General features: G+C 34.1%; 14 protein-coding genes. 5 read left to right on the top strand and 9 right to left on the bottom strand.

All coding sequences use genetic code 11. The features are described 5' to 3' along the window. Positions 1–47 precede the first annotated feature (47 nt). Positions 48–353: a chaperone modulator CbpM gene (locus tag IRZ99_RS00430; protein WP_194655399.1), complete on the bottom strand. Its 306-nt coding sequence runs from the start codon at positions 351–353 to the stop codon at positions 48–50. After that, positions 346–1,266, bottom strand: a complete 921-nt coding sequence (locus tag IRZ99_RS00435) for a DnaJ C-terminal domain-containing protein (RefSeq protein WP_194655400.1) — start codon at positions 1,264–1,266, stop codon at positions 346–348. Before IRZ99_RS00435 ends, IRZ99_RS00430 begins: the two co-directional genes overlap by 8 nt. A gap of 335 nt (positions 1,267–1,601) precedes the next feature. Between IRZ99_RS00435 and IRZ99_RS00440 the strand changes: the two genes are divergently transcribed. The 5 genes from IRZ99_RS00440 (at position 1,602) to IRZ99_RS00460 (ending at position 8,551) form a co-directional block, all read left to right on the top strand. After that, positions 1,602–2,315: a hypothetical protein gene (locus IRZ99_RS00440; protein WP_194655401.1), complete on the top strand. Its 714-nt coding sequence runs from the start codon at positions 1,602–1,604 to the stop codon at positions 2,313–2,315. A 159-nt stretch (positions 2,316–2,474) separates the two neighbouring features. Continuing rightward, complete coding sequence (guaA, locus tag IRZ99_RS00445) at positions 2,475–4,004, top strand: glutamine-hydrolyzing GMP synthase (protein WP_194655402.1); 1,530 nt, start codon at positions 2,475–2,477, stop codon at positions 4,002–4,004. A 61-nt stretch (positions 4,005–4,065) separates the two neighbouring features. Beyond that, a complete protein-coding gene (locus IRZ99_RS00450; protein ID WP_194655403.1) occupies positions 4,066–5,982 on the top strand; it encodes a LysM peptidoglycan-binding domain-containing protein in 1,917 nt (638 codons plus the stop codon). Positions 5,983–6,077: 95 nt separating this feature from the next. Further along, the gene (locus IRZ99_RS00455) at positions 6,078–8,150 is read left to right on the top strand and encodes a LysM peptidoglycan-binding domain-containing protein (RefSeq protein ID WP_194655404.1); all 2,073 of its coding nucleotides are present in this window, start codon (positions 6,078–6,080) and stop codon (positions 8,148–8,150) included. Beyond that, on the top strand, positions 8,150–8,551 hold the full coding sequence (locus IRZ99_RS00460; protein ID WP_194655405.1) for an OsmC family protein: 402 nt from the start codon (positions 8,150–8,152) through the stop codon (positions 8,549–8,551). Before IRZ99_RS00455 ends, IRZ99_RS00460 begins: the two co-directional genes overlap by 1 nt. A 74-nt stretch (positions 8,552–8,625) precedes the next feature. Here the strand turns inward: IRZ99_RS00460 and IRZ99_RS00465 are convergent, their stop codons facing one another. From IRZ99_RS00465 to IRZ99_RS00495, 7 genes are all read right to left on the bottom strand, one after another. Then, entirely contained in the window at positions 8,626–10,005 is a 1,380-nt protein-coding gene (locus tag IRZ99_RS00465) for a Gfo/Idh/MocA family protein (RefSeq protein ID WP_194655406.1), read from the bottom strand. A gap of 26 nt (positions 10,006–10,031) precedes the next feature. Beyond that, the gene (locus tag IRZ99_RS00470; RefSeq protein WP_194655407.1) at positions 10,032–11,333 is read right to left on the bottom strand and encodes a DUF3472 domain-containing protein; all 1,302 of its coding nucleotides are present in this window, start codon (positions 11,331–11,333) and stop codon (positions 10,032–10,034) included. 160 nt (positions 11,334–11,493) lie between these two features. Beyond that, positions 11,494–13,353, bottom strand: coding sequence for an alpha-1,3-galactosidase B (locus tag IRZ99_RS00475; RefSeq protein WP_194655408.1), 1,860 nt, complete (start codon positions 13,351–13,353; stop codon positions 11,494–11,496). Positions 13,354–13,482: 129 nt separating this feature from the next. Further along, a complete protein-coding gene (locus IRZ99_RS00480) occupies positions 13,483–15,660 on the bottom strand; it encodes a M1 family metallopeptidase (protein ID WP_228518981.1) in 2,178 nt (725 codons plus the stop codon). A gap of 54 nt (positions 15,661–15,714) precedes the next feature. After that, on the bottom strand, positions 15,715–17,271 hold the full coding sequence (locus IRZ99_RS00485; RefSeq protein WP_194655409.1) for a M60 family metallopeptidase: 1,557 nt from the start codon (positions 17,269–17,271) through the stop codon (positions 15,715–15,717). A gap of 64 nt (positions 17,272–17,335) precedes the next feature. Then, the gene (locus IRZ99_RS00490) at positions 17,336–20,431 is read right to left on the bottom strand and encodes a DUF5107 domain-containing protein (protein ID WP_194655410.1); all 3,096 of its coding nucleotides are present in this window, start codon (positions 20,429–20,431) and stop codon (positions 17,336–17,338) included. 132 nt (positions 20,432–20,563) lie between these two features. Beyond that, positions 20,564–23,572, bottom strand: coding sequence for a glycoside hydrolase domain-containing protein (locus tag IRZ99_RS00495; RefSeq protein ID WP_228518982.1), 3,009 nt, complete (start codon positions 23,570–23,572; stop codon positions 20,564–20,566). Between the last annotated feature and the right edge of the window lie 36 nt (positions 23,573–23,608).

Consider the following 23,608-nt stretch of genomic DNA (forward strand, 5'->3'; position numbering starts at 1 on the left):
TGCAAAATATTCTTTTTTGTGATATTTAAAGAACAAATTTCGGATAGCTATTCAATTTGATAATGATCAAAAAGTCGAAGTTTATTTTGTGTCGCTGTTAGGTTTTGCTGCAAAACTTCAATTTTATTTAGCAGATGATAGATAGCATCAATTCCTTCTAAATTTATTTTGAGATCATAATGCATACGAATCATTTTTTCAAGAGCAGGCAGTTGTTCTTGTTGTAAATATTCGTCTTCGTCCTGAATAATAATTTCTAGTAAACCATAATTATGCAGCTCCGTTATAAAGGTGTTTTCAATTTCGTGGTATACGCAAAATTGTTTTATCTGGATCAAGTTTTTATTATTCATGATTTCTTATTTTAGCTAATTCTTCAAATAATTCTTTTTCTCTTTGAGATAATTTGGTTGGAGTTTTTACATTATAAGTAATGTATAAATCGCCAAATTGATTCTCTTTTTTGTATACCGGAAATCCTTTTCCTTTTAATTTTACTTTGGTTCCGGTTTGGGTTTCAGCAGGAACTTTAACTTTTACTTTTCCATCAAAAGTATTCACAAAAACTTCGCCTCCTAAAATTGCGGTGTAAAAGTCAAGATCTACATCAGAATACAAATTATTTCCTTCTCGTTTAAAATCTGAGTTATTTTCAATATTAAAAGTAATATATAAATCTCCGTTCGGTCCGCCATTTGCACCGGGGCCGCCATGTCCGGGAATTTTTATAATCTGACCATTTTCAACACCGGCCGGAATTGTAATTCGGATGTTTTTACCATTTACGGTTAAACTCTGTTTGTGCGTCGTGTAAGCCGAAGCTAAATCCAATTGTAATTCGGCATTGAAATCCTGTCCACGATATTTGGATTGCGATCTGGAACTTCTTCCTCCGCCATACATCGAATTGAAGAATTCAGAAAAATCACTTCCGGAAAAATCTCCGCCAAAGCCTGAAAAATCGTCATTTCCGCCTTGCTGCTGTTGTCTTGAATATTGCTGTTGATTTGGGTCGTAACCTGCTTTTTCGAATTCATCAGCATGCTTCCAGTCTTTTCCGTATTTATCATATTTTTTGCGATTTTCCGGATTACCCAAAACTTCATTGGCTTCATTGATTTCCTTGAATTTTTTCTCCGCTTCTTTGTCATTCGGATTCAAATCAGGATGGTATTTACGAGCCAGTTTTCGATATGCTTTTTTGATTTCGGCTTCTGTAGCTGATTTTGTGATATCTAATATTTTATAGTAGTCGATATAATCCATTTTATATGTTTTTTATAAAATTCAATTAAAAGACTCAAGTTAGGAATAAGTTGTTAATTATCAAAACAGTGTATTTCTTTTAAACAAAAAAATAACGAATGGTTTTTGTAATAGTTAAGTTAATTTGGAATTTGGTCCCGAAGCCTCAGGATAAAAATTGGAATTTAATTTGACAGGTATAATGATTTTTGGCAAGTTTTTTGTTTCCAAAATTTAGCCTAATATAGTGTTATAAAAGTCTTAAAGTTAAAGTCGGTAATTAAATTATGTTATTTTTGCTTTGCTAGACTATTATTTTATAAAATTATAAAAGCCGATTCGATAAAACTTTTTCAATGAAGCACTTTTTATTTTTCATATTATTTTTTACCGCTGTAACAGTATCAGCCCAGACGGAGTTTGGTACAAAGTATAAAGCTATTCCGGCTCCAAAATTTAGCGCTAAACCCAAGAAAATTCCGAAGCCTGAAACATTAGATCCTTCGGCCCCGGAATCAGACGTACCGAGTATAAAAACGCCTAGTGTTTATGATAATAATACTATTACAACTAAATCAAAATTTCAGATAGGAGAGCAAAAAAGCAAATTTACCATGTCTACAGAAACAGACTTTGCCAATCCAGGCGATCGTTATGTAGCTAAAATGGAAAAAGATCTGGATAAAGCTTTGAAAGATGCCGGACTTAGAGAAGGCAGGGGAACGTTGGTGAAGAAAAATATTTCTTTAGGAGAGTTTAAAACTAAATCCAATTATCTTATTGTAAAATTTCGTGACTTTGGTGCTATTGATGGCGATTTGGTAAAAGTTTCGTCAAATGATGCAATCATTAGAGATCAGATATTTTTGGATTCTAATTTTAAAGAAGTAAAAATTAATCTGACAATTGGTTTCAATAAATTAGATTTTGAAGCTTTAAATATAGGTTCTCTTGGTGGTAACACTGCCGAGATACAGGTTTATGATGACAAAGGAGCCCTTGTGACCAATGATTATTGGGACAATCTTGCTGCAGGATTTAAGGCGTCAATTCTTGTTACGAAAGAGTGACTTTAAAGTTGCTAAGTTGCTAAGATACTAAGGTTCTAAGTTTTTCTTTTTTGAGGCTAAAATCTTAGAACCTTAGCGACTCAGAACCTCAGAACGTTTTAAAGAAAAAAAAATCAAAATTCCATTTTTCAAATTCGAATATAAAAAGTATTTTTGCGCATGCAACACAACGTACTTATTTTAGATTTCGGATCGCAATATACTCAGCTTATTGCGCGTAGAGTTCGCGAATTAAATATATTCTGCGAAATTTTCCCTTACAATCACTTTCCTAGTGATTTATCACCTTATAAAGCAGTAATTTTAGGAGGAAGCCCATTTTCTGTTCGTGCAGAAGACGCTCCACATCCTGATTTATCTCAAATTCGAGGCAAGCTCCCAATGTTGGCGGTTTGTTACGGAGCACAATACTTAGCTCACTTTAGTGGAGGAGAAGTAGCAGCTTCGAACACCAGAGAATATGGTAGAGCTAATTTATCTTATATTAAGGAGAATGAAGTTTTCTTTAACGACGTTTCAGAAAACAGCCAGGTTTGGATGAGTCATAGTGATAGTATCAAGGCTTTACCAACAAATGCAGTGAAATTAGCAAGCACGCATGACGTAGAATATGCAGCTTACAAAATTGAAGGTGAAACAACTTATGCTATTCAATATCACCCTGAAGTTTTCCATTCTACTGATGGATCAAAAATGCTTAAAAACTTTTTAGTAGATATAGCTGAAGTTCCTCAAAACTTTACACCAAATGCTTTCGTAGAAGAGATGGTGGGAGAATTAAAAGAGAAATTAGGTAATGATAAAGTAGTTTTAGGATTATCTGGAGGAGTTGATTCAACTGTAGCAGCAGTTTTATTGCACCAGGCAATTGGTAAAAACCTTTACTGTATTTTCGTAAATAACGGTTTACTTCGTAAGAATGAATTCCAAAATGTATTAGATCAATACAAAGGAATGGGATTGAACGTAAAAGGAGTAGATGCCGGAGATCGTTTTCTTAGTGAATTAGCCGGAATCAGTGATCCTGAAACCAAACGTAAAACAATCGGTCGTGTATTTATCGAAGTTTTTGATGATGAATCACATTTGATCGAAGATGTAAAATGGTTGGCGCAAGGAACTATTTATCCTGACGTTATCGAATCGGTTTCTGTAAAAGGACCATCGGCCACTATTAAATCGCACCACAATGTTGGTGGATTGCCGGATTATATGAAATTAAAAATTGTAGAACCACTAAGAATGTTGTTTAAAGACGAAGTTCGCAGAGTTGGTGCTACTCTAGGTATAGATCCTGAATTATTAGGAAGACACCCTTTCCCGGGACCAGGATTATCAATCAGAATTTTAGGAGATATTACTCCGGAGAAAGTTCAAATCTTACAAGATGTTGACGCTGTTTTTATTGACGGATTAAAATCTTGGGGATTATATGATAAAGTTTGGCAGGCTGGAGCAATTTTGCTTCCGGTAAATTCTGTTGGTGTGATGGGCGATGAGCGTACTTACGAAAAAGTAGTGGCGCTTAGAGCAGTTGAATCTACAGATGGTATGACTGCTGACTGGGTTCACTTACCTTATGACTTCTTGATGAAAGTTTCAAATGATATTATAAACAAGGTAAAAGGCGTGAATCGCGTTGTTTACGATATAAGTTCAAAACCACCTGCAACAATTGAGTGGGAATAGTACTAATTTTCAAATTAAGGCGTTACATTTGTAACGCCTTAATTTTTTAAACCTACTATTTATGAGAGAACTTTTAACGATTTCTCTTGTCTTTATTTTGTCTTTTAACAAAATAACTGCACAAGATTCAATTATTGAACACAAAATTCAAAAAGGGGAGACCGCTTATTTTATTGCCCAAAAATATAAGGTTTCTGTTGATGAAATTTACAAACTCAACCCTGAATCACAAAGCGGAATCCAAGACAATCAAGTTCTTAAAATCCCAGTCCACCCGACAGAAAAACAAAATCAGAAGCAACAAATCACCCACATCGTTGCTGCAAAAGAAACGCTTTACGGCATATCTAAACAATATAAAGTTACGGTTGATGCCATTCAAAATGCAAATACTGAAATTCTTGCCGGCGGACTTCAAATTGGTCAGGAATTAGTAATTCCGCAAAATCTTGCAAATCTTTCAAAAACTGAAATGGCGACATCTTCAAAAGTGACACACCAGGTGGTTGCTAAAGAATCGTTGTTTAGTATTGCCAGACAATACAATGTTTCGGTTCAGGATCTTGAAAACGGGAATAAAGAATTGCTTCAAAACGGATTACAAATTGGTCAGACGATTGCTATTCCAAACAAAAGAAAAACATTGGACGGAAGAGTTCGCGTGATTAATCAGGAAACAATTTTTCATGTTGTTGAAGCTAAAGAAACTAAATTTTCGATTGCTAAAAAATACGGTATTTCAATTGATCAGCTAGAATCTCAAAATCCTGAAATTGTAAACGGATTGGTTGTTGGCAATAAACTGGCCATCAATACAAAAGAGATTAAACCCACAAATGAAAGCGAAGAATTGATGTTGGCTCTTGCCGAAAAACAAGTTGTTGTTGAAAAAACAAAAGCGAAAACAGTTGAGATTGATGATTTAAAAGACAGGCTTGTTGTTCAGAAGGAAATGAACCAGAAAATCATTAAGATTAATGATTTGAAAGTCAATCTGAACGATATGAATGGTTCCAAAGAAAACTCGGTTGAAAAACTGCGTTTGGTTTTAGAAGCCAATAAAAATGTACAGGATATTTTAATGGCTAAATTAGATTCGTTAGTCAATACGATGAATGATGATCTGGTTGAGTTAAAAAGAATGGATGTTTTGAATGTTGATGAATCGAAACGTTTGGAAAAACAATCGTACGAAAGCATTGGAAAAACAAGTGAATTATCTTCTCAATTAAAAAAGGAATTAGCTGAAAATAGAAAAGCGTATGCCGGTTTAATGAATAAAGTAGAGAAGATCGCTGTTGAAGAAAATCAGGAGTACAAAAAGAAACTCCGCGAAAGCGAAAAAAATACGAACATTACTTCATTGCAACAACGACTTTCATTAGAAGAAATAAAGCGTTATAAAATTGAGCAGGAGCAAGGTGATGCACAAAATCAGCTTTTGATTGCTAAAATTGATTCGCTGGATACCCAGAAAAAAATTGAGATAAAAAGACATATTAGTAAAGCCAATTATTACAGTATGGAAGCCCGCCAATTTGATGATAAACTGGCTTTGATAAAGTTGAAAAAATATCAGGATGAAGCATTAAAAAATCAAAGCAAAACTACTTCTGAACAGGTTTCAAAAGCAATTTCATTAGAAGAAATGAAACAGGAACTAAAGGATAATCCGCTTAAAAATGATAAAACAATAAAAGTCGAAGTTTTTGATAATCTTAAAGAAGTTTCAAATGGCTATTACTTAGTTTTAGGTATATTTACAGACGCGATACCGAGAGATAAGTTTATCATGAAACTTATTGATTCCGGGGATTTTAACGCTAGTTTTTTCTTTAATATAAACAGTCTTTCGTATTATGTTTACTCAGACAGATACCAAAATATGGAAGAAGTTTTATATAAATGCAAGAAAAAGGAGGAAGATGAGTTATATAAAGACATTATTATTGCTAAGGCAGAAATTGACCTGAGATAATAATTGGACGAAAATTAACAAGTGGCCTGAATCTTGCTTTGAACAAAATTAGTATCTTGTTTTTGAATTAAAAATTAAATTGTTTAAGCCATATTATGAAGTATTATTTTGCCTTATTATCTTTTGTGTTTTTTATTACTTTTTCTGCCTTTTCGCAGGAAAAAGTGGTAAAATATACCGTTTCTAGTGGAGAAACTATAAACCAGATTGCTGTAAAATTTAAAATCACTCCTTACGATATCTATCAGTTAAATCCAGATGCAAGGAATGGAGTGAAACCTAATACAGTTTTATTGATTCCAACTAATGGAGCTAAAACTGCAGAGGTAAAAACGGAAGCACCTAAAGCTAAAGTAACTGCAAATTCAAAAGAAGTAATTCATGAAGTTCAGCCAAAAGAAACTTTTTACAGTATCGAAAAAAAATACGGTGTTTCTGATGAAGCTTTAAAAGCTGCAAATCCTGGTCTTGAAAAAACGGGAGTGCAGATTGGTCAAAAATTAGTAATTCCAGCAAAAGGATCTGCTCCAAAAGCTAGTTCTGCTGCTACAAAAACAACTAAAGGGCCTGAGAAATATGTCTACCATGATGTTGTAGCAAAAGAAACGAAGTTTTCGATTGCGAAACAATACAATACTACGGTAGAAGATTTAGAAAAACGCAATCCGGAAATTGTATCTAGTTTGCCAATTGGATATCGAGTTACTATAAAAGGAACCGCTCCTAAAACAGAAAATGCAGCACCAGTGGCTCATGTTGCCAAGCCTGCAGAAACTCCAAAAAAAGTAACGACTTATATGGAGTATCAGGTAAAACCAAAAGAGACTTTTTATAGTTTAGGAAGAACGTTTCATATTACGCAGGAGGAATTGACAGAATTGAACCCGTCACTTTCAGAAGGAGTAAAAGAGGGAATGGTTTTAAAAGTTCCGTCAGGGTATTTGGCACCAACGCCAATTATTCCGCAAGCAGTACCAGTTGAAAATGTGGCTGAAAAACCAATTGCTAATGCAGGTAGTGGTGGTATTTCGGTTTTAGAAAAAGTAAAATCTGAAACGGTTTCTGCAAATCCTGAAGTGGTGGAACTGACGAAAAAAAGAGGCCAAACAGAACGTAAAAAAATGGTTTTGTTATTGCCATTTAATTTAGCTAAGATGCAAAATGATACGACAAGCAGTGCCACTCGTATTAAAAATGATAAGTTTTTGAACATGACACTTGATTTTTATTCAGGGGCTATGATGGCAATTGATTCGGCTAAAACCTTAAAATTACCAATTGATGTTGCTATTTATGATTCTGGAGAAACTAAAACAGCATCTAATGTTTCGGGTTTAATTGCTCAGAATAAATTGCAGGATGCCAGTGCTGTTATTGGACCATTTTATCAGACTAATGCTGAAACAACCGCTAATTCATTACGCGTGTATAATGTTCCTGTGATTTCACCATTGTCAAAAGATACGGCGAATCCAATCGATAATTTGTATCAATCTATACCAACAAATGACGTTGTGAGAAACGCTGTTTTTGATTATATGCGTGCTAAAAATGGAAATATTGTAGCAGTCGTAGATAAGAAAAAGGAATCTGTTATCAGTTACATCAAGCAAAATCAAAAAGGGGTTGTATTTGCTGCTTTAAGTGAAACCGGAGGTTTAGACGTTGCTAATTTAAAAAGTTCGTTATTGCCAAACCGTATGAATTATGTGGTGATGGAAACCGGAAATACAGCGATGGTTAAAACAACAATAAAGGCTTTACTTGATGCACAAAAATCATGTCAGGTACAACTAGTAATTTTAGAACCAAACAGTACACTTGACACAGACGAAATTAGTTTTGAAAACCTAATTAAACTGAAATTAATGTATCCGTCAGTGACGCGCGAAAGTGATGATCAAGGTGTTTTGATTTTTGAAAAAGAATATCGCCTGAAAAATAAGGTTAATCCAAACACGTACGCAACAAGAGGATTTGATGTCACTTTTGATACCATGATGCGTTTGGTTCAGGGAAAAACATATCAGGAAACAGCGGATTTAATGACAACAGAACAAGTTGACAATAAATTTCAATATTACAAAAAAGAAGATGGAGGACACGCCAACAAAGGAGTGTACATTTTATATTACGACACAGATTTAACTTTAAAAGTAGCAAACTAATGACATCAAAAGTAACATACTTAGGTGATTTAAGAACACAATCAATTCACGTGCAATCAGGAAGCGAAATCATCTCCGATGCACCACTAGATAATAATGGAAAAGGAGAAGCTTTTTCTCCAACAGATACTGTTGCCAATGCTTTAGCAAGCTGCATGATGACTATTATGGGAATTAAAGCACGCGATTTGGATGTAGATTTTATTAATTCAACTGCTGAAGTAACTAAAATAATGAATGCTGAACCAAGAAGAATTGGCGCAATCGAAATTGTTTTTGAAATGCAGGGTGTTGAAAGTGAAAAGAACAGAACAATTTTGGAACGTGCCGCAATGACGTGCCCGGTGTTTTTAAGTTTAAGTTCAGAAATTGAAAAACGAATTACTTTTAACTGGAAGTAATGTTTAAAATTTTATAAAATAAGAAAAGGGTACTTTTAAAAGTACCCTTTTCTCGTTCTAACTAACCAAAATATTTATTCTGAGAATTCTAATTTTTGCAATTTGTTCCAGCCACCGCGTGTGAAATCTGGAATTTCTACTGGTGCAGAACCTTTATCAAGTGAAATTTCGGTTAATGGACCTAAACAAGACCATTCTGCTAAATCGTAAACATCCATATCTAATGGAAGTCCTTTTTGAAGACAGTGGATCAGACGATAGTCCATTACGAAATCCATTCCACCGTGACCACCAACTTTTTTAGCTTGCTCTTCGATATTTTTCACCATTGGGTGTTTGTATTTTTCCATCAAAGCTTTTTTTACTTCTTCAGGAACAAAAGAATGTGCGCTTAATTTTTCGTGATTTGGCTTAACGTCGTCACTTAATTCTTTTCCGTCCAAAGCATAACCTTCTAATGGGTATTTGTTTGCAAAACCTTTAGTTCCACTCACCTGATACATTCTGCTGTAAGGACGTGGAGAAGTTACATCATGCTGAATTTGAATTGTTTTTCCGTTTTCAGTACGAATCATAGTCATAGTATGATCTCCGTTTCTGAAATCTTTAATTTCCTTACCTGATTTTTCTTTGATATAAGCAGGATTTCCAACTGCTTTTGTATCCATAGAAACAAGGAAATTCATTTTGTCACCACGATGAATATTTAAAGCCTGACACGCTGGCCCCATACCATGAGTCGCATAAACATCACCGCGGTGTTTGATGTTATAATCCATTCTCCAGTTGTTCCAGTATTCTCCCCAGAAAGGCTGCAAACCGTGAATATAAGATCCTTCAGCATGAAGAATTTCTCCAAATAAACCTTGTTGGGCCATATTTAAAGTTGTTAACTCGAAGAAATCGTAAACACAATTTTCAAGTTGCATACAGTGTTTTCTGGTTTTTTCAGAAGTATCAATTAAGTCCCAAATTTCTTTCATAGTCAAAGCACCAGGAACTTCAATAGCCACATGCTTTCCATCTTTCATAGCCTGAACGCCTATTTGAGCATGATGTAGCCAATCTGTTGCAACATATACTAAATCAACATTTGGAAGCGCCGTAACTTTTCTCCAGGCATTTTCATCCCCAAAAAATTCCTGAGCTTTTGGAAGTCCGGCTTTTGTTAAAATTTCATTTGCTGATTGTGTGTTTTTTTCTAACATATCGCAAAGTGCAACGATTTCAACTCCTGGAATATGTGTCATTCTTTCTACAGCTCCAGGTCCGCGCATACCAAGCCCAATGAAAGCCACACGAACTGTTGGAAGCGGTACTGTTGCCAAACGCAAAACATCTTGTTGACCTTTTGGACGAGTAGGAGTTTTGGTTTTAATCATTTGTGCTGATGCAATTGTCCATCCAAAGAAAAGGCAAAAGACCAAAATGTACTTTAAAATAGTAGTTTTCATGGTTTAATTATTTTTTAATCAATTGTTTAAGGTAAGTTACTAAAATTTATTTCTGGTTTTTTATTGTTTAAAGGTCTGGTATATGTTATTTTTGGTGTTGTATAATTATTGAAGAAACCTCCGTCTTTTAAATAAAAAGAATCTTTTTCAAGTCCACCGGCAAAATCCATTCGGTATCCTTGTGCGCCAGTATTATCTGTAGTAAAACGAGCCGAATTAACCTCGATCCAATTTCCTTTTTCATCGCAAATCCATTGATTATTAAATAAAACGCGACGGGATAAATTTCCTTGTTCCGGAACAAAATTTTCTAAAAAAGAATGGAATCTTTTTAGATAAGTATTCGTTTGAGGACGGTTAAAACTAGCAATTAAAAGCCATTTTTTTAATTCCGGAGCAAAAAAGTAAGCCGTATAATTGGTGCTATTGTTGTTTTGTGGAATTCCGTGAAGCAAAAACTTATAAGTCGTTCCTGCTTTCCAATTGTATTTCAAATAACTTTGACCGCCTGAACCTTCATTTCCAAATTCTCCAGTGTGCACTTTTTCGCCTTTTTTTAGCATTTTAATTTTATGAGAATCCGGAATACTTTTAGGATCATCTGTAGAAAAAGGACTCCAAACGGAGAATAAAATCCTTCTTTCCGTTGGTGAATTTACCTGAATTCCGAAATAACCTTCTCCAAAACCATTTGCCATAAAATATGATCCAATTTTGTCCTCGTTTACAGGAACGGTAACTTCATTATAATACCATTCGGCATTTGTACTTTCAGGAACCTGATAATTTAAATGAACTGATGGACCACGGCGCCCCCAATGATAAAAATTTCCTTCATCATTTGGTACATAAGAGATTTTTCCATCATAATCTGTACTGGAAATAGTAAGGCGGCTAATAGAAGGAAAACGATCTCCGGTTTTATTGATTCCTTTTATTTTGATGGCTACATATCCTTCCTCATCGATTTTCCAGTTTCCGAGCGTTACTGCTTTTTTAGAAGAAGTAAAATTTACTTTTTTTGATTCTTTGTTTATTGAAAATTCAAGTTCTGCTTTTCCAAAAACTTCCACAGATTCCTCTACAGTAATTTGAAAATTTCCTGCTTTTGAAACTCTAAAATAAGCCGTAAAATATTCCTTTGAATCTGTCCAGTTTTCAATGCCATTATCTGTAATAGTATTGCTTCCGTCAATATGTTTGGAGCTAAAAGCATTCCCGGCCAAAGGAAGTGAAATGTTCATTTGAGGATCTGTATTTACCCTTTTATTTTCGGCATACGAGCATGACACTAATAAAGAGAGAATTAAGTAATAGAAATTTTTCATTTTTTGATGGATATATAAGTTTTTTATTTTAAAAATAACCTCTCTAATGAACCAAATTAGAGAGGCTTCAAAAACAAACAATTCTAAAAATAATTATGAGTTTTGAATTAAAGTACCATTATTAGATATTAAAAAAACATTTTTTTATGGATTAAAACTTTTAGTTTGCTTTTGATATTTCAACGCTTAATTCATTGTTTTTTAAGTTTAATTCTTCTCTTTTCATTCCTTTGAGAAGAATATTTTTGCCTAATACATTTTCTTCTATTTTATTGCCACTGATTTCTACATTTTTGCAAGCCTCGATTTTGAAATTATATTTTCCCGGATGCCAGGGCGTGAAAGCAAAACTACGTGTGATAGTATTGTTTTTAAAACTTAATCCATCTACCGATACAGCATAAAGAATAGGATAATCTGATGGGTTAAAGCTGTTGTTTTCGATTTTTATATTTTTATGAAAAGGGTGTAAAGCATTTGGTTCCGGAATTTCAGGATAAATACTGATAATAGCTTCACAAAATTGATAACTAGACGAGTTACAAGGAAATCTAAATTCATTGTTCCTAATGATTATGTCTTTTACAGCACCACTTTCATACCAATAATTAGCATCGCCGGCAATAAGAATGGCTGAACCACTGGTTTCGAATGTGTTGTTTTCGATCAGGACTTTACCTGGTGTAGAAATCAAATAACCTCGTGCTCGGTTGCTGCCTACAAAACAGTTGGTAATCGTGGCATTTGGAGTCCAGCTTAAATTTTCTAAAACAAAATTGGCATCTATAGTAGCTGGAATTTTTTCTTTGAATCTGATGATGAAATGATCTACATCTAAAGGTTCAAAACTTGCCACAGTTCCATAAGAAAATGTATTCATTTCTCTCTTTTGAATAAAACCAACCTTGTCTCCAACAACTGCCCATAATAATCCGTGCGACATATCTTGTCCAAATTTGCATTTTACAGCAAAGTCATCTACTTTTTCGACTACAGGTACATAGGTGCCATGAATGTTAATTGGGTCATCCATTAGTCCTTGTGCATCACAATTGTCGATTATGATTTCGCCCTTGCATCCCATAAAGTGCAGTCCATCGTCGTGGCCGCTGAGATAACGATTTTTATGAGGATTGGGAATCATATTTACATTTCGCATTTCTATATTTTCGCAGTATTGAGATAAAATACCCAATCCGGAGGTGTGATATACATTTATATTCTCGAGCTTGGGGTTTTTACTATGAAATAAAAACATTCCGGCATGATCGCGCCTACCATGTCTAAGGATCAGAAAATTTCCAACCTTTGGAGTTTTGGTAAAATTGCCCTGCATTAATACTAATCCGGGTTTTACTTCACTGTATTTTACATTTTTCAGATCACCTTTTACACAACCATTATCGCCGGTGTTTGCTGGAATAATGTGATTTTTATCAAATTCAATTAACCAGGAACCGTCAGATAATGTCCAGTTTTCGTTTGCATTTTCGCCTACGAACGTCAATCCTTTTTCGTGGATTTTGTAGGGAGATTGAGCGATATCAATTTTCATTAAAATATGATTTTCATCTGCTTCAATAACTTCGCTCTCGGAGGTCAAAGGTATGTCCCAATCGATGTTTACATTCTTTATACTAATGTTTTCTGCATTGTCTAATGTGAATGGCTGAATGTGCCCATGATATACAAAATCAGATTGTTGCGCGTCTATGATGATGTTTTTTTTGTTTTTAATAAGTATAGCTAATTTTCGACTGTCGGCGTCATAAGTATTGCTTTCATAATAGGTTCTGTAATATTTGGCGTCCGGATAGAAATCATATCGTCCTTTCGGAAAAATTATTTGTACGGATTCATTTCCTATTCCTTCAATAAGCTGATTGACCTTTGCCGTAAGATTTTCTTTTGTATTGGCAAGAATACCATACTCTTTTACATTTATTCTTTTAACCTTCTCCTGTGCAGCACAAAAGGTCAAAACTGAAAAGAAGATGTATGTTATGAAAAGTTTTTGCATAAGTATTTTTATATTATCAGGAAAAAGGATATCTAATTTAGTACTTCAGTAAAGACTTGGTTTGTGAAATCATGATCTTTACTTGATTAGTTCTGTCTGGCAATACATAAAAAGTTTTTGAACTGTTTTTTATTTATTCAGCCTTTTGATCGACCCCGTTACATGCTTTTTAGTGTCATCATCTAATGATGACAATGCTTTTTCTCCTTCAGCTGGTGCATATTTGGTCAGACCAATTATACCTCCTGCAATGACATTGTAAGATTGATTTTTTATGCTTTCCTCCATTAATGCTTTATAAGACATATCACTCGTAGCGGCTAATTTTATAATTGCATTTGCTCTGGAAATTGTTTTTTTATCGTTTTTAGCAATATCAAGCAAGGTCTTAATTGCCTCATCTTTAATTTGATTATCCCCTAAATCAATTGCTTTAATGCTAAGCGTTCTTAAATCATCCTGCTTATCTTTTAATCCTGCTAAAAGAATAAGCTGAGCGTCATGGCTTTTATCTTTAGCTGCATATTTTATTGCCTCAATACGGTTGTAATACGTTGGAACATTTTTGTATTGGTACAAATAATCAGCTATTTTTTTGTTGTCTTTTACTTGCCCAACTAAGATTTTATCAGGATCAAGATCTACGAAGGTTGGTTGAGACGGAATGTCAAAACTGAAATTTTGTTCCCTTTGATCAATTAAAATTTCTTTTCTGATTTTCGTTCCATTAACGTAATAATCGACTTTTAAAGGAAGACTAAAGGTCTGAACATTACTTTCCTGAACTTGTTTTACTGCAATTGTTGCTTTTCCATTCGTGTATCCGTATTCGATATTCAAAATAGGATTCCCGCCTTGATAATACCATTGATTAAAATATGGGCTCCAGTCTTTTCCTGTCACTTCTTCCATCGATAAACGCAATTGGTGTGTTTCTCCCGATTTATAGGCATTGGTTGTCAAATAATGGTTTAGAGATTTGAAAAATGCTTCGTCACCCATTTGATTTTTGATGGCATACAAAATGATAGAACCTTTTGAGTAGCTGATATTGTCAAACATATCATCTTTGTTTTTATAGTGAAAACGAGCTAAAATCTGGCTGTCACCGTTCTTCTGAGAACTCAGATAATTTTGTAATTTTCCATATCTAGATCTGTCTTCTGCATCCTGTCCTTCATCATGTCCGTGCCAAAGAACTTCTCCAAAAGTGGCAAAAGATTCATTCATGGTTAAATTTGACCAGGATTCAGCCGTTACATAATCACCAAACCATTGATGAAAAAGTTCATGAGCTACGGTACTTTCTTCGTTATCATCTAATAATTCTCTTTCCGTTTTTTGCACATAACCACCGTGAACTGTTGCAGAAGTATTTTCCATTGCACCTCCAAAAAAATCAGTTACAACAATTTGCGAATACTTTGCCCAAGGATATTCTACTCCCAGCATTTTGCTGTAAAAGTTCATCATATCTGGCGTTTTCCAGAAAATTTGTTTGGCGTATGGCGCATATTTAGGCTCTAAATAATAGCTCACTTCTTTACCATTATAAGTGTCTTTATATACTTTAAAATCTCCAACTGCCATCATAAATAAGTAAGGTGCATTTGGCTGTTCCATTTTCCAGATATCCGTTCTGGTTCCGTTTTTATTATCTTTTTGAGAAGTCAATTTTCCGTTTGACAATGTTGTATACTTTGAATCCACAGTCATTGCGATTTCAGAAGTTGTTTTTTGATTTGGTTTGTCAATAGTAGGAAACCAGGCCGAAGAAGCTTCTGTTTCACCTTGTGTCCAAATCTGTACCGGTTTGTCTTCTTTTCCGTCGGGATTTACAAAATATAATCCTTTTGAATCCGTAATAGATTCACCACCTTTTGTTTTTAGTTCATTAGGTTTTGCGATGTAATTTATGTAAACAACATATTTTTCAGTGCTTTTATATTTTCTGTTTAAAGTAATAAAAACCTGTTCGCTGTCCTGAGTATATTTTAATGGAATAGTTTTTTTGCCGTCGATGATCGCAATTTCCTTGAATTCCATTCCTTTAGCATCTAATGTAAGCTGATCAGTTTCGTAGAAATGAGGTTTTAAAGTAATCCACTCTTTCCCATTTAAATGACGTTTTCCATAATCAAACGAAACATCTAGTTTAGTGTGTACTAAATCATGCACTTTTAATGCCGTAACGCGGTAAGCAGTTAATTCATCTGCTTTTTTATCTGCAGTTTGTGCTTCCATTTTTTGTCCCATTATGGCAACAAGACTTAAAAAGGTATATTTTATAAATTGTTTATTCATCATTTTATATTTGTAGTAATTGGGTATACTTTAAATTATCAATTTTTGATTTAAAAATTAATCTGTCAGGGTTGTTATATCTAAAACTGGTTTAGGATAATTTTTCGATTTTATTTCATTTTTACAATCCATTGCCATTTTTTCGGTCATATTGTAATGATAGGCTCCGTAACAATCTCCATCGAAATTGCCCACATAAAAGAATCCATAGGAATCAAAAAAATCGGTTAAATCAACTTTACTAACTTCACATGCCGTTTTTATAAAATTGAGTTGGTAAACAGCCGGATTTTCATCGGCTTTTACTTTTAGTTTATCAGCATTGTGAGCTTGTTTTCTAAATGCTTCAAAAAGATCAGGGTAGAAATCAGGATTTTTACCTGCTTTTTCGAAGTATAATTGCAGTTGCCAAAAAGGCACAAGCGGTTCAAAACTCCCACCTACTTTTAAATAGCTTTCTTTTTTCTCGATAACTTTTTTTCTTGCAGCATCATAGTAGTTACCTTCTATAAGGCGAGATTTAACTCCTAATGATTTGAGAACATACATTGTGAAAACATTATTACTTACTTCACAGAGACCTCCCCAATTAAAATAGGGTTGCAGTTGATGTACATGCCCGGTTTCGTGGCTAAATCCCCATGCCGGATCACCCGCTATAACTTTTGCAGGATCAAGTACCATTCCTAATGCATAACCTGATTTACCACCCATATAAGCAATTCCATCTTCGTCTCGAAACATATAGTAATTGTAGTTTACACGAGCCAATATCCTGTTGTTTGGTACACGATTGTATTTAATTAATCCCATAAGTCGATGCTGGCGATAGATCAAAGTGTCATAACAATTTAGTAATTCCACTCCCTTGTTGAAAGCATATTTTTTTAAATCAGCTTTAGGATAAATGGTTTGAATATACTTTCCTCTGGCATCTATCATAGGATAAATAGTGTTGTCCAGAAGTTTATTCCAGTCTTCATTTTTTTGTTTTCCTGAATCAAAAAATCCATTTATTTGGGCATCAATAAAATGAATTTTAATTGCGTTTTCCTTTTTAGGTTCTTCAGAATAATAATTGATATAAGCCAAACCATCGAAGTCTTTAACATCTATAATGTTTATACCATTTTTTAAAGGATATGATTTTTTTTCAATTCCCCAATTAGGGTCCTGATCGGGTGCAATTCCTGTAGGTGGCTGTCTGTTCCAATTAGGTATAACTAAATCAATTGTTTTATTTTTTGCAATATTATCTACCAGAATTACGTGTTTACCTATGGTTAAATAAATACCTGTAATGTTTTCATATTTACTGTACCCATCACCAATGGATAACTTTTTTCCTAGTGTTGCTGGCGATAAATAAGCTTTGTAAGTAGCTAATCTATAATTGAAATCATAGTCACCCTTAAGCATTTGTATGGCTGCATTACGAATTTCTTTATTTTTGATCTTATCTAATTGTTGATCGTTTACGTTCTTTTTTAGTTTAGTAGCTAAATTATCTTTAAAAAAAGCTAAATCTTCTTTTACGGAAATAGAGTCTATAGAGCTTTGAGCATAACTATTAGAAAGGAAAAATAAAATGCAAAGTAAAACTAGGTGTTTCATTCGGGTTGGTTTTTATTAGCTGTAGTTAGTTTAGTTGGTAATTGATTATGTACTCAGTAGTTTTTTATAATTTTTCAATGATTCTAACTTCACCATCTTTTTCATCTTCGTTTAAAATGTTTGATTGTTTTTTGGTGTACATTTCTAAACTCCATTGAACAATTTTATTTGTCGGATATAATTCTGCCTGATGTTTCAACCATTCTTCTGCTTGTTTTGAAGAAGAAGTTTTTTCAATAGCCCAAGCCGAAACCAATTGATTTGCCGGTAAGAAATTCATAACCGTATTATCTATTTTTGGATTGAAAGCAACAATTTTTTGTAATGATTTATTGGCCTTTTCATTGTCTCCAAGGCTAGTATAACATTGATAATCTAACCAGTTTTCCAGTCTTTCATCAATATTTTCATCGTATGGTTTTCCTACACCTAAATTTTCCGGCCATAATTTTGCTTCGCCAATAAATTGCAGTGCTTTTTTATACTGTTTATTTTTCATTTGTGCCAAAGCCTGCATCAGTTTGGCTTCATGATACAATTGTCTTCCAATAGTTGCACCTTCAAATGGAAGGATTTTCAGTTTAGTTAAAAAGGCATCGGCTTCAGCGTATTTTTTATTCAATAAAAGCGTTTTTCCATATAACATTCCCACTACATAATTTTCAGTATGGCGTTTGTAAAATGGTTCTATAGTCGCTAATGCTTTATCATTTTGTTTTTGGATGATGTAATGTTCAGCCAATAACTTTGGATATCTCCAGCTTTGAGCATCTAATTTAATTGCTTGTTGAAGACTCGTTATCACCAATTGAGAATCATCTTTGAACAACGAAGCTTTAGCAGCATAAAAAGCCGGATCATTTGGTTTTGTACCACATTGTAAAAACAATTCTTTTGCTTTTGAAATGTCGTTGCGATTCCATTCAATCAAAGCCAAATGATATTTCAATTGCCATTGCTCATTGTTTTTTATTAAACTTTCCAGAATTTCGGCGGTTTCGCCACGGAAAGGAAAACTAATTCCGGGTTGAATTTTGCTTAAATCAACTGCTTTGTTTTCTAAAAATGATTTCCAATATATTATTTCAGCACTTGGAGCCGCCACCGTAAAAACTTTTGCAGCTTCTTCCGTGCGGCCCAGATGCTGATACCAAATACCTAATTCAAGATAAGTCTGCTCTGGCATTTCATTTTGAATTAACGAAGTGAAATCTGATTTTGAAGCATTTGAATTGTTCCAAAGGAATTTTTCAAAACCTGCAAAATGATTTAAAGGATCAACCTCATTAATTTTATCTAAAATCGAATGTGCTTTTTCAGATTTGTTTTGAAGGCGATAGATCACCGCTAACAATTGTAAACCTTCAAGATTATTCTGATTGTTTAACAGACTTTTTTCAGCATATTCAATTGCTTTTGCCTGATCGTTTTCTGCAAAATAAATTTTACTCAACGCCGTATAAGAAGGACTGCGATATTCAACACTTGTAGCAGCAATATCGAAACCATCTTTCGCATCTGTTGTATTACCTAAATGAAGATTTGCAATTCCATAATAATAGTTCGCAGCGGGATTATAGGTGTCGATTGCTAATGCTTTACTGGCAGTTGCAATTGCTTCTTTGTATTCTAATTTTCTGATTTGCAAACCGGCTAAATCAGAAAGGGCAGGAGCGTAGTTTGGATCTTTTTTCAAACAAGTCGTTAAGAACTCTTCTGCTTTTATATAATCTTTAAAACTGATAAAATTCTTTCCTTGTAGATATAAACCGTAAACCGAATTATTATCAAAATCTTTTGGAACTTCTAATGGGCGTGCCAGATTTCCGTCTTCAGGTGCAGAATTCCAAACCAGTTTATTATCGCCCAAAACCAGTTTTAATTTGTTTGGATCAACCGCAACCTGAATTGAATCTCTGAATAATTGCAACGTATTTAAAGCAATATCTTTTGAATAGACTTTTTTGCCATTATCAAAAACTTCTAATTTTTCATTTAGTTTTTGAAGAGGAGAAAGGTAAATTTTTAACCAGCCATTTTCATTTTTAACATTAACAGCGCCATAATTATTTGCTTTTACAAAACCTTTAGTCTGTTTTACCGGAAACCAATATTCTGTCCATGCATCTGTTTGATAAGGAGCAAAAGAACGTTGCTTGAAAGGCGTCAAATTACTATTGTCGCTTGCCTGATTAAACAATCTTCCGCTTTGTACTTCAACATATTGTCCATCAGTGTCAGTCAATAATTTTTCCCAAATCATACCTTGCTGAGACAATCCCCAAATCCATATTTTTTTGCCAGGTTTATCATCGTGATTGCCATATCGTCCCATTCCGAAGTCTTCGTCATGGTAGTATCCTCCAAAGAAATCATTGTATTTACCAAAAACATGGTACGACTTATAACCGCCAAAATCATTGTTTTTGTAAAAGGATAAATCTTTACCGTTTGCTTTGTCAATTGGCCAAGCATGGTGCTCGCCATTATGTCCAATATAACTTTGTCCTGGATAGATAAATTGCAAGCTTTGTGATGCCTTAATTCCTGTATTCATCCAGGTATAATAAGGTTGTTCAAATTCAGTTGAGTTGAACCAAAAGGAATTTGTAGTAAAATAGGCTTTATCTTTTGGTAAATTGATGTCCAATTTCCATGAAGTACGCGTCAATAAATCTAAAACACCAATTACGCAACTGATACTTCCGTCTTCTCGTGTTATAATTTTGTAATCAACAGGAGTTGCGCAATTAGGAGTATGGCCTATAATTCCGTAATTCCCTTCAACACCGCCGCTTGTCCATGGACCGCGCATGGCGATATCTCTAAATTTGATAACATGATTGTTGTAAACAAAATCTTTTCCGGTTGATTTTTCAACTGCTGACCAAACTTTTCCTCCAATTTCAGGAAGAATCATCAGTTTAATATAATCGTTTTCTATCTCAATTACTTTCCATTCTTTTTGAACCGGTTTATCTGTAAAACCATCAAAACGGAAATAAGGATACACTTTTGTATCAGGCTTTGGAATAGGATCAGGATCTGAAAAAGGATAGGTAGTAAAGACCTTTTTGTATTCCTTATAAGTTGGTTTATTTTGTGCAGTGACAAACAGGCTTCCAAACAGTAAAATCGATAAGAAAGGTTTAAGTGTCATATGGAAAGCTATTTAGTATGGTTATTTTTTTGCCACAGATTTCATAGATTAAAAAGTTTTTTTTTAATTTATTGACTATACTAATCTGTGCTAATCTGTGAAATCTGTGGCTTAAAACTATTTTTTAATCAATTACTTTACAATCAACAACCATCCTTTTCCTTTACTTACTGGCAATTCGTCTTTTGTAGTAAAAGTTTGTGCAGGTTGGAAATTCGCAACTTCTGGAGCTGTTATTGTAGCTTTTGAAGGATCGATTCCTAGTTTTTTCCAGTCGATGCTTAATTTTACTTTTACATCAGTATCAGCCCAACTTGCAATTGAAATTAAAGTTGAACCGTTCTTTTTGTAAACAGTTGCCAGTACTTTTTCGTTATTTGTTTTTACCGGACAGTTTTCACTCCAATATCCAATCATTTCAGAACCTTTAATTCCGAAAGTATCCCATAATTTCCATACTGGTCTTGGATCAGCATTGTGGCTCCAAGGCATTCTGTTTGTCATACCGTAAACCATTCCTCTCCATGGATTTCCTCCATCTTGCAACATTTCGCCCATTAATCCGAAAGGAATTCCACTTACTTCCGTTAAGAAAAAGTCAGGTTGATTTTTTTCGTAATCAAAATATTCTCCAAACCATAATTTATTGATGTACGGAAAGTGTTCCATGTATAAGTTCGCACTGTTGTTAAATCCGTCACTTTTATTGTACTGATTTGCACTATGTAAATCGATAATTCCAGGATGCCCGTCTTTAGTCAAAACTCTTTTGATACGTTTCATTGTGATTCTGTCAAAAGCAACATCATCAAGATAAATTCCGTCAATACCAACGTTTTGCGTTAACCAATTCATTCCTTCAACATAATAATTGTGCCAACGGTTCATACCGCTGTTAACAATTGCTGCGTCTTTAATTTCAGGTACAAACCAGGCTGCAATATAATCATCACCAACATGTTCCTGCAACCATGAGAATCCACCACCTTTTCCTGGAGAGTATATTTCGTGGCCTAAACTTCTTAAAGCAAATGTTTCGTAAGCTTTGTTAGAAACTTCTCTAACCGTATTGTAAATTTTTACTTTTAATCCTTTTTCGTGCGCTTCATCAATATAACTTTTCATCTTTTTAAATTCAATAAAAGGATAATTGATATATGGATTAATTGCATTGGCGTGGTGAATATTAATTACCGTAGCACCAGTTTTTGCAATGGTATCGATTGGACTGTATTTGTGATAGAATTTAGTATTCCATTGAAAGTCTGTATTTAATGCGTGGAAAGGCGTAATTAATAAATTGAAGTTATAATATAATACATCTCCTTTTTTAACGGTACGCGCTCCACTGTAAGCATTTACCAAAACTGATTTTTGGTTTGGTGCTATTGTGATTCCTCCTTTGTTATCATTACCCCATGAAGTTGGCAATAATAATGGTTTTTGTAAATAGAAATTAGTGTTTAGCGGACGACTGTATTTTTCATCTCTCAAAGAAAATTGCAAACCTGAATTTACATTTCCGATCCAGGCACCATCCTGGCTTTTATGAGCAACATCCCATTTCCAGTCAAATGTTTCAGGGCGATTTCCACCTTTTTGACCTAATCCCATCATATATTTTGCTGATGAAGACTGCATTGGTAAATGGAAATTAATATCATTAAAAGAAGCATCTTCAAGGGCCGTAATTTTAACAGTATAATGTACAAAACCATCAAATTCAATAGAAGCATTTACATCCATTTGAAGCGATTTCGAAGTCGAAACACTTTCCCATGCTACAGTTCCAGCTTCTTTTTTAAGGAATTTAACCCCTGTATTTTTCCATTGTAATGATTCTTTACCAGCACCATCTACAAAATGAAAAGCAATTGGAGCACTCAAAATATCATTTGCTTTTGTACCTATAACAGTCATTTCAGGTGTGAAGAAAGTCTGAATTTGTGCAGGAAAACCATCAGCTCCTAAAATTAATTTTCTTCCTAATAATGAAATTTCAGAACCTTTTATTTCTAATGGAGTGTAAGGCGTGATAACCGTGTTTTCCTGTGCTAAAGTTGAGTTTAACCATTTCAGACGCGTCATTTTTTCAGGACTGTCGATTCCTCCATTTTTAGTAACTTCATTTGTTACTTTTATCTGAAGTGTGATTTCTTTTGATTTTCCGTCAGCAATAACGGTAGCTTTTCCTGTGTATGTTCCTGCAGCAGCAGTTTCCGGTACATCAACACCGCACCACATTGCCTGAACTTTTCCTTTTGAAACAGAAACAGTTGCAGCAAAATTAGAGGCGTCATAACGAGTACCGTCTGTATTAATACAGTTGATGTTTTTTGCTGCAATTACAGCACCACTTTCATTTTTTAAATCTGAAAACTGGACTTTTACATTGCTTAAATTTTCTAAGGCATAAACACCTAATTGAAAAGCTAAATATTCACCTTTCATAGCGGTATCAGCAAAACTGTTTTGAACCCCTTTTTGAATCCATCTTTGAGGTAAATCGTTTTTCATTCGGATAGAATACAATCTGTCTTCCGGAAAAACTAAAAAGGAATTACCACTGTTTTTAGCAATGATGTCTTTGGTTTCTGCTGCAGTTGCGATTACTTCCATTGGATAAAAACTGTTGAAAGGATTTACACTCTGAATTTCTGTAACCGTACAATTGTCTTTTAAATTCGTTTTGATTTTAGACAACCATGCTGTATCAGCTTTGCTTTCCGGTTTTGCATAAACTCCTTTCGGATAATTCGCATCTCCTTCATCAAGATATGGCATGTAATAAACGTAATACTTTCCTTTTCCTGAAACTGGCTCAAAGAAAATTGTACCGTTTTCTCTATTGATGTTTTCTGTTTTTGTGTTTAGAATTTCCTTTCCATTCGCATCCTGAACAATAATTCTTTTAAGTTCTGGGTTTTCATCTCTTCTGCGCCATTCAATAGTGGTTTTGGCAACATTATCTTTTCCGGTAAATTCAATAACAACGCGGTGATTTCCTAGTAAATTAGGATTCCAGCTGTCATTTCCATCTGAATATTTTATTTGTTGTGCAGCCAAAGGTATACTGAAAATGCAAAGGCACATAATCAATATTTTACTTAAAAGAGGTCTGTTTTTTAGGTTTAGTTTCATTTTTTTGATGTTCAGGTTAAAAGGGTATGCGTAATT

The sequence above is a fragment of the Flavobacterium sp. LC2016-12 genome, from assembly GCF_015351595.1.
Lineage (GTDB): Bacteria > Bacteroidota > Bacteroidia > Flavobacteriales > Flavobacteriaceae > Flavobacterium.

Bases quoted from the DNA above. Each gene is read 5' to 3' on its own strand.
- IRZ99_RS00485 (WP_194655409.1), bottom strand. From the start codon at position 17,271: ATGAAACACCTAGTTTTACTTTGCATTTTATTTTTCCTTTCTAATAGT.
- IRZ99_RS00480 (WP_228518981.1), bottom strand. From the start codon at position 15,660: ATGATGAATAAACAATTTATAAAATATACCTTTTTAAGTCTTGTTGCC.
- IRZ99_RS00470 (WP_194655407.1), bottom strand. From the start codon at position 11,333: ATGAAAAATTTCTATTACTTAATTCTCTCTTTATTAGTGTCATGCTCG.
- guaA (WP_194655402.1), top strand. From the start codon at position 2,475: ATGCAACACAACGTACTTATTTTAGATTTCGGATCGCAATATACTCAG.
- IRZ99_RS00475 (WP_194655408.1), bottom strand. From the start codon at position 13,353: ATGCAAAAACTTTTCATAACATACATCTTCTTTTCAGTTTTGACCTTT.
- IRZ99_RS00495 (WP_228518982.1), bottom strand. From the start codon at position 23,572: ATGAAACTAAACCTAAAAAACAGACCTCTTTTAAGTAAAATATTGATT.
- IRZ99_RS00460 (WP_194655405.1), top strand. From the start codon at position 8,150: ATGACATCAAAAGTAACATACTTAGGTGATTTAAGAACACAATCAATT.
- IRZ99_RS00435 (WP_194655400.1), bottom strand. From the start codon at position 1,266: ATGGATTATATCGACTACTATAAAATATTAGATATCACAAAATCAGCT.
- IRZ99_RS00465 (WP_194655406.1), bottom strand. From the start codon at position 10,005: ATGAAAACTACTATTTTAAAGTACATTTTGGTCTTTTGCCTTTTCTTT.
- IRZ99_RS00490 (WP_194655410.1), bottom strand. From the start codon at position 20,431: ATGACACTTAAACCTTTCTTATCGATTTTACTGTTTGGAAGCCTGTTT.
- IRZ99_RS00450 (WP_194655403.1), top strand. From the start codon at position 4,066: ATGAGAGAACTTTTAACGATTTCTCTTGTCTTTATTTTGTCTTTTAAC.
- IRZ99_RS00440 (WP_194655401.1), top strand. From the start codon at position 1,602: ATGAAGCACTTTTTATTTTTCATATTATTTTTTACCGCTGTAACAGTA.
- IRZ99_RS00455 (WP_194655404.1), top strand. From the start codon at position 6,078: ATGAAGTATTATTTTGCCTTATTATCTTTTGTGTTTTTTATTACTTTT.
- IRZ99_RS00430 (WP_194655399.1), bottom strand. From the start codon at position 353: ATGAATAATAAAAACTTGATCCAGATAAAACAATTTTGCGTATACCAC.